The organism is Croceicoccus gelatinilyticus, assembly GCF_018398395.1.
Classification (GTDB): domain Bacteria; phylum Pseudomonadota; class Alphaproteobacteria; order Sphingomonadales; family Sphingomonadaceae; genus Croceicoccus; species Croceicoccus gelatinilyticus.
This window is the reverse complement of sequence record NZ_JAHCBF010000025.1, coordinates 1-6221: the sequence shown is the minus strand read 5'-3', so window position 1 is coordinate 6221 and position 6221 is coordinate 1. Positions and strand designations below refer to the sequence as shown.

8 protein-coding genes are annotated in these 6221 nt (G+C 58.6%); 1 reads left to right on the top strand and 7 read right to left on the bottom strand.

What is annotated here, in order from left to right:
* Positions 1 to 38 precede the first annotated feature (38 nt).
* Positions 39 to 785, bottom strand: coding sequence for a hypothetical protein (locus tag KIH45_RS18775; protein WP_213177491.1), 747 nt, complete (start codon positions 783 to 785; stop codon positions 39 to 41).
* 85 nt (positions 786 to 870) lie between these two features.
* Positions 871 to 1881 (bottom strand): site-specific integrase, encoded by a 1011-nt coding sequence (locus tag KIH45_RS18770; RefSeq protein ID WP_213177490.1) that lies wholly within the window; start codon positions 1879 to 1881, stop codon positions 871 to 873.
* Between the two features lie 189 nt (positions 1882 to 2070).
* On the opposite strand from KIH45_RS18770, the gene KIH45_RS18765 reads away from it, so the two are divergent.
* The gene (locus tag KIH45_RS18765) at positions 2071 to 2268 is read left to right on the top strand and encodes a hypothetical protein (protein ID WP_213177489.1); all 198 of its coding nucleotides are present in this window, start codon (positions 2071 to 2073) and stop codon (positions 2266 to 2268) included.
* Positions 2269 to 2305: 37 nt separating this feature from the next.
* Here KIH45_RS18765 and KIH45_RS18760 read toward each other — a convergent pair whose 3' ends face one another.
* From KIH45_RS18760 to KIH45_RS18740, 5 genes are all read right to left on the bottom strand, one after another.
* Entirely contained in the window at positions 2306 to 4261 is a 1956-nt protein-coding gene (locus KIH45_RS18760; RefSeq protein WP_213177488.1) for a competence protein CoiA family protein, read from the bottom strand.
* The gene (locus KIH45_RS18755; RefSeq protein ID WP_213177487.1) at positions 4258 to 4662 is read right to left on the bottom strand and encodes a hypothetical protein; all 405 of its coding nucleotides are present in this window, start codon (positions 4660 to 4662) and stop codon (positions 4258 to 4260) included. The genes KIH45_RS18760 and KIH45_RS18755 overlap by 4 nt, the downstream gene beginning before the upstream one ends.
* A complete protein-coding gene (locus KIH45_RS18750; RefSeq protein ID WP_213177486.1) occupies positions 4659 to 4985 on the bottom strand; it encodes a hypothetical protein in 327 nt (108 codons plus the stop codon). Before KIH45_RS18750 ends, KIH45_RS18755 begins: the two co-directional genes overlap by 4 nt.
* Positions 4986 to 5078: 93 nt before the next feature.
* A complete protein-coding gene (locus tag KIH45_RS18745) occupies positions 5079 to 5498 on the bottom strand; it encodes a hypothetical protein (RefSeq protein ID WP_213177485.1) in 420 nt (139 codons plus the stop codon).
* Positions 5499 to 5820: 322 nt separating this feature from the next.
* Positions 5821 to 6221, bottom strand: a 401-nt coding sequence (locus tag KIH45_RS18740; RefSeq protein WP_213177484.1) for a hypothetical protein, incomplete at its 5' end; no start/stop codon positions are given.

The following is a 6221-nucleotide window of genomic DNA, read 5'->3' as shown; positions in this document are numbered from 1 at the left end:
ACAGGTCGTTCATGATCAATCTCCTCCCGGAGCCTGAATCACATCGCCTCTCGCCAATCAATGGGTCCTGAGCCTAGCCCTGCGTTCGGCGAGACTTGCCGTTTCTGGCCGGCGAGGAACATGAAGGTGCAGGCTGACTCGCAGTGGTCGTCGACGTAGGTGTCGAGGCCTCGGGCGCTAATGAGATCTGCCATCTGCGTGGCCTCGTAGATGCGCCCGCCGGAGGACGTGAGCCTCACTTCCTTGAGGCTGGAACCGGCTGCGTTGAGTGCCTCCTGGAACCTGCCGGTATCGCCGACCCTGATCATTCCATCGAAATAGAGGCTTGTGCCGTCTGCATAGATGCTGGCGGGTTCGCCAATATCCTCGCCGACAACGAAATTGCCGGCCTGAACAATGACCGGTGCATATTGCGCTACTGTCACAACCAGTGACAGCCCGTTCATGAAGCACAGGAAACGCGTGAAGCCTGCAGCCACCTCGCTGCCGCCACGCGCTTTATGAAAGCCTGCCGATCGCCAGGTGCCGACGATTGCCCAGACGCCCCAGGCAAGTCCGAAGGCAAAAATCGAGAGGCCAATATACGCCGTGCCTTCAATGGTCTCGATGTCACTTTCGGCGAAGAACGTGGCGAGGAAGTTGAAGAGCAGGCCGAGGGCAACAAGGTTGATCCAGAAGGAGGGGGCGAGCCCTAAGGCACCGCGCCAGTGGTCCTTTATCCAGTTGCCGGTGCGGGCTGGGCCCTCATCTCCGGGTGAATAATCGTGGTAGGTCGTATCGGTCATGAATTCCCCCTGGGGGCCTAAGTCGCACAAATTGATTGCGATTGTCCAAAGGCGGACGGGCGGGGGGCTTCTGCGCGATTGGGCCTTAGAGGAAGCTGTCCCCTGCGTGATCGTCGAAGGATTCGGCCGATCGGATGTAGGTCATGAGGATGTCGACGCTCTTGTGACGGCTGACTTCCTGCATCTTGCGGATCGACGCCTGGTGCTCTGCGGCATCGGTGAGGAAGCCGGCGCGCATCGAGTGCGCTGCCACGCTGCGTGGATCGAGATCTGCCTTCAAGGCGTACTGCTTTACGAGCCGCGCAATCGCGCGGTCGGACATGGGCAGGTTCGTCAGGAACCCTGCCTGGTCGAAACGGGTGAATAGAGGGCCGGGCTTCTGGCCGCGCCACTCGATCCACTTCTGCAGGTGGTAAACGGGCTTGATGATCTCGCCGTTCGGGATTGCAATCTGCTCGCCGCGGCCTTCCTGGTCGGTCTTTGAATGGCGGATGTCTACGCGCATGCCGCGTTCGACAAATGCGATATCGCTGAGTTCAAGAGCGACGATTTCGGATCGTCTCATGGCAGAAGCGATGCCGAACGTAAGAATCGCCCTATCTCGGTGTGCACGTGTCGTGTTGCCGTCGATCTGGGCCAGCATCTTCAGAATATGCTGGGCCTGTACTGGCACCTTGGCCATCGACTGGCGGTTGCGCTGGTCGCGGCGAATGCCGGACAGGACATCCCGGATCAGATTGTTGTCGTCTCTTGCAGTGGGCTTGGGATGACCGATCGTGCGGTGCTTCCAGTCAATTGCCGCGCTGTGCCGACTGATCGTGGAGTGGGCGAGGCCTTCATCAGCCATCCATGCGAGGTATGTGGCAACGGCCGCTGGATCAGCGGGAAGGGCCTCGATGTGAAACTGATCGCACCAACGGGCGAAGGCTTCCCACGCCGAAGTATAGACGCGGATAGTCCCGTCAGCGCGTGACTTCTCACGATAGCGGCCAGCAGACGCCATCTGTTCACGCAGTCGAACCTCGACAGCAGACGAGGGGAGGGGGGCGAGCTGCGTACCCGCGCTTTCTCCGCTCTTGCTCTCTTGATCGCTCATCTCTTGGTCCGCCTGTTTGCGTTATGTTCTAGCACGATAGAGCAGGCACAAGGCAATAGGGCGGGCGAGCCCTGTGCATTTTCAGCCGCCGCGGATTGAGGATAGAGGATGAAAATGTGAGCCCTAACAAAAGTTGATCCTGAAGATTTCATACGCTAGTCGGCGAGCCTTCGTTTCAGGGGTCGCAACATGGACGAGCGTTTGATCGCGGCTTTCAAAGCCGCTTATGAAGATCTGCAGGCCGCCCGACGGTCGGGCAGGGCGGGTGAAATCGCTCATGCCGAGCGTAACTTTTACGCCGCATCGGAAGCTTTCGCGCGCCGCCTGCCTGACACACCCGTTTGCAAGCAGCCGGCGCTTCGCAAAGAGACCTGGCTGGCCAATTGAGGGGAGGGCGGGGGCCTTCCGCAAGGGGAGGGGAGGGCTATCGCTTACGGGTCATCAGCCCCTTGATATGGGCGAGGGCATTCTCGCTTTCGCAATAGTCGATCGGCTTTCGCCCACCCAGGCTCGTGTGGCCTGTATTGAGAAACAGTCGGGCCAGATCCTTGGATTGGAAAGTGGCCTCGGCTACTGAAATCAGCTGTTCCTGCAGCTTTTCCTTCAGGGCCTGCGAGCGCTTCCTCAATATCCTTGCTTCCCGAGCGTTAGCCAGAAGCTCCTTCATTTCGTAAAGAGAGCCTGGGCTCAGCTCAGCATATTCCAAGCGGGTCTGTCCGCTATTCGAATGCTCTGCCTGCAACCACGCATCGGCCTCGTCTCTGAGGTCATCGCGTGCGAGCTGTTCAAGGCTAGTTCTGCGGCGTTGAGCCTCGAGGCGAAGCTTTTCCTGCGCAGCAGCCTTCTCTTCGGCGATCCGGTCGATGATCTGCTGCCGAACTCCCTCTAGCGGTAGGCCGCACAGATCGTCCTCGATGTGGTCGGAGCCATAGAAGCTCATTCTCTCGAGGCTCAGGATCCGGGCCGCGAACTCGTTATAGATCGGGCCGCCGGTCTCGATGATCTCGACCGGCGTGAGACCCTTGAACCTGTAGCTCGCTGACCAGTCGTCGTATTTTCCTTCCCAAGCGTTTGGGTGGGATTTTCGCAGGATGCTTTCGATCCGGCGGGGGAATTCAATGCGCCGGTAGATCAGCTCGTGAAGGTCTTTCTCGATGAAGAAGCTCTGGTTGGCACGGTCCCAGTAAACGGCCTTGCCTGGTGCCTCGACGCTGAGCTTTGCGAGATAATTGAATATCGCGCCGTGAGGGCTGCCATATTCCTCTCGCGAGATGCCTGCGCTGCGTGTCAGATGATTATAGCTTCCGAGATCGCCTCTGATCATGAAGTCAGGAAGACACCCATTAAGACCGCCCTGCGAGGTCGTGCCTGACACCTTGTGCGGTTGGCCGGGGTGATAGGTTGTGCAGGGCCTGATGACGAGGCTGGAAAGTACTTCTGCTTGCCAGAGATGGGATGTCACCGTGAACCAGTGGTCGCCGTCGACTTCCAGTCCCAGCAATTGCGTAAGGCCTGCGTATTCTACGTCCTCGAATGCGTCAGTGGTCCAATCTGCAGGCACTGCGCCTTTTCGCGCTGGACGCATGATACACCCTCGAAGCCTTTCAGCCTTGGCCTTGAGGTCCTCTTCTACTTTGGCGGCATAATTCTCTGTCGCTTGCCTCTCGCCTCTATGATGGAGCCAGAGACGCGGTGCCTCGTGAAGGATTTCTCTGTCGAGCTCGGAAGCCGTCATCATCCCTGGGTCCAGGTAGAAGAGATCGACTTCGATCGTGGACAGGTCGCGCTGCCTGATTTTATCTAGCTTTGCGTCATCGACAGCGTTGAAGACGTGGAATTCGACGGCCAGGGTTTGTGCACCTGAGGCGGTTTTGCGCAAGCCGATGGCATCAGGCTGGAATTGCCTTTCGTCGTCGTTCTTCAGCCGCTGTTCGACAATGACTTCATCGAAGATCTCTAATCGCGGCTTGCTCGCGGTTCTCCGGTGTCCCTTGTGTTCGATTATGAGGGGAGGGAGCGTCAGGGCCTTCTCCCGTTCGAAAAGAGCCTTGGCGTACTTATGGAGGGCAGTCTCCCCTTTGCATTGGGATTTTGCGCGATGAGCGAAGTGATTTCGCGCATTTCGAGGCATGCGGAGGGTCAGGATCTCTTCGCAGTCGAGGCAGTGAAACGGGCCTTGATCGCGATGCTCAATAGCGGTGACGTGCCGGGCTATGCCATCATTGCAAAGCGCAAATGGAACTTTCAGGTAGCCGAGATCTGGGGCCTGCTTGGAGTAGTTCGCTGCAGCGCAAGGGCGCCTGATCGGCCAGCCTTCCTCGCCGCCGCCCGGTGAACTCGGGCCCTCTGTTTGCGACGAGGAAGAGGAGGGGTTGGTCATGCGGCGAGCTTAGGGGCATTTCCCGTTTCCTGAAATGCTCGCCCGGCTCGCCACAGCGTAAGGCCCGCATCGAGGCTCTCCAGGATCACGTCGAAGGATCGATCGATTACCTGCAGCTTTCGCCCTGACGAGCTGGGGTGGTCTGCTTTCACGGCCAGTATGAAGAGATCGGAGAAGGGGGCGGGGGCGCTTGGGCCATTCCAGGTGAGCAGATAGCCAAGGTCGCCTTCTTCAGCCGAGATCCATGTTGCCGGCGAGATGTCCTGATCGATCACGTGTATGAGCACATCGGTGCCGCATTCAGTCCGTTCGTACTCGAGGCCGTGCCTCGTGATGATCTCTGCGAATGCGTCGCCCATGACCTTGCGACCAGCCTTGGTGTTGGGTTGCCAATCGGTCATGCGTTCACTCCCACGATGCGCGGGAGATGGGTGTCGTAACCCGTCTCCTGCGTGAAAATCTTGCGAAGGTCTTCCGCGTAGACGTTCTCGATCGACTTGATCGCGGTGGCCTCGAACTTGCGAATACGGAAGAACTCGAGATCGTAGCAGTCGTTGCCGTTGCGGGTGATGCGCAGCTTGTTCGCCTTGGTGCTGTTCCGCGGCAACCTCATTGCAAGCGACTTGTCGTCGCCGACCAGGTCTTTCGCGCCGGTCATCATCTGGAACTCCCGGCCGCCGAGCTGGGCAAGGATTGTCTGGGCTACGCTTAGGTCAGTCGACATGGTCTGGCGTCCTTTCGAGTTGCTGGAATAGAAAAGGCCCGCCGATGGCGGGCCTTGCGTAATGTGTGGCAGATGGTGTGGCAGGCGTTGCGGCTATCTCTGCCGTCTGGCCTCGTTGATACCATCGATGAACTTCTTGGCGCCGAAGCAACGGAAGCGGTCGATGCCTGCGTCCGATTCAACCTCGATGATGCCCGTCAGGAATCCGCCCTGGTGCTCGACCCGGCGTATGGTGTCGAGCTCATGGGCAAATTCGAGCGTGGCTGCGTTCGCGTGGAACTGCGCGTTCGCCTCGTTGGGCCTGAACATCAGGTGTGTCGTGGTCAGCTGGATCGTGCCTCCGACCCAGAGGCCGCCGAGCCGCGACTTCGTCCGGTCGAGGCTAGAGCTGATGGCTCCGTCCGTACCCGAAGCCCCTAGACTGCCGCCGACTTCGCCGAGCGCTTCAATCATTTCGCCATTGGCCTCGGCGTGTTCGAAAAAGGCGTTAGCGCTTTTGCTGCTGATTATCATGTTGCGACCCCCGATCTGGCTGGGCCTGGCATCAACGCCGGACCATTGCCGTAGGCGAACCATACGGCTCGAGGACATTTTGAAAACAGCCTCTCTCGCGTCCTTCGTCGTTTTTGATCGTGGATTGGTACGACGGAGGCGCTGAAAACGCCTGTTTGGTTTGAAACCCACGCATTTCTGCGGTTTTTGGCGTCTTTTTCCCGTTTGTCCGAATGTCGGGGCAATCCCCCCTGCTCTGCCGTGAAATCGCTTGTCCGCGAATGCTTATTTTCGGACAACCTATGACGCGAAGAGGGCAGACACCCCCTCGCGGAAACCGCTTTCAGGCCAACTTGTCTTTTTCGAGAAGAAAGGTAAAAATAGCGCCGTGTTTATGGCGCAAACCCTCGATTGGCGGCTCTGTGCCGCTCGGATAGAAGGATTGATTCCTTTTATTTCTGAAGGGTTTGGGGAGTTTCTGGCGCTGGCGTCGATCCGGCGTGCCTGGTTCTACTTCGATCGGGATTTTCCGTTCGAAACCGGGCTTGACCACGAAGGTACGCCCGATGGCCGTGAAATCATGCTCAGTTGGCACGGAGATGAGCGGCGGCTGTTTCTTTCTTGGCTTTTGACCAAGGCCGGTCCGCACATCGGCGCTGCGGCTGCTTGTCGGCTGCCAAAATTGACGACACCCCGGCATCCGGCCGAGCCGTTGCTGCGCCATAATTGATGACCATGCGGCGG

Coding starts and splice junctions, on each gene's coding strand:
- KIH45_RS18775 (WP_213177491.1), bottom strand. CDS start 785: ATGACCGATACGACCTACCACGATTATTCACCCGGAGATGAGGGCCCA.
- KIH45_RS18770 (WP_213177490.1), bottom strand. CDS start 1,881: ATGAGCGATCAAGAGAGCAAGAGCGGAGAAAGCGCGGGTACGCAGCTC.
- KIH45_RS18765 (WP_213177489.1), top strand. CDS start 2,071: ATGGACGAGCGTTTGATCGCGGCTTTCAAAGCCGCTTATGAAGATCTG.
- KIH45_RS18760 (WP_213177488.1), bottom strand. CDS start 4,261: ATGACCAACCCCTCCTCTTCCTCGTCGCAAACAGAGGGCCCGAGTTCA.
- KIH45_RS18755 (WP_213177487.1), bottom strand. CDS start 4,662: ATGACCGATTGGCAACCCAACACCAAGGCTGGTCGCAAGGTCATGGGC.
- KIH45_RS18750 (WP_213177486.1), bottom strand. CDS start 4,985: ATGTCGACTGACCTAAGCGTAGCCCAGACAATCCTTGCCCAGCTCGGC.
- KIH45_RS18745 (WP_213177485.1), bottom strand. CDS start 5,498: ATGATAATCAGCAGCAAAAGCGCTAACGCCTTTTTCGAACACGCCGAG.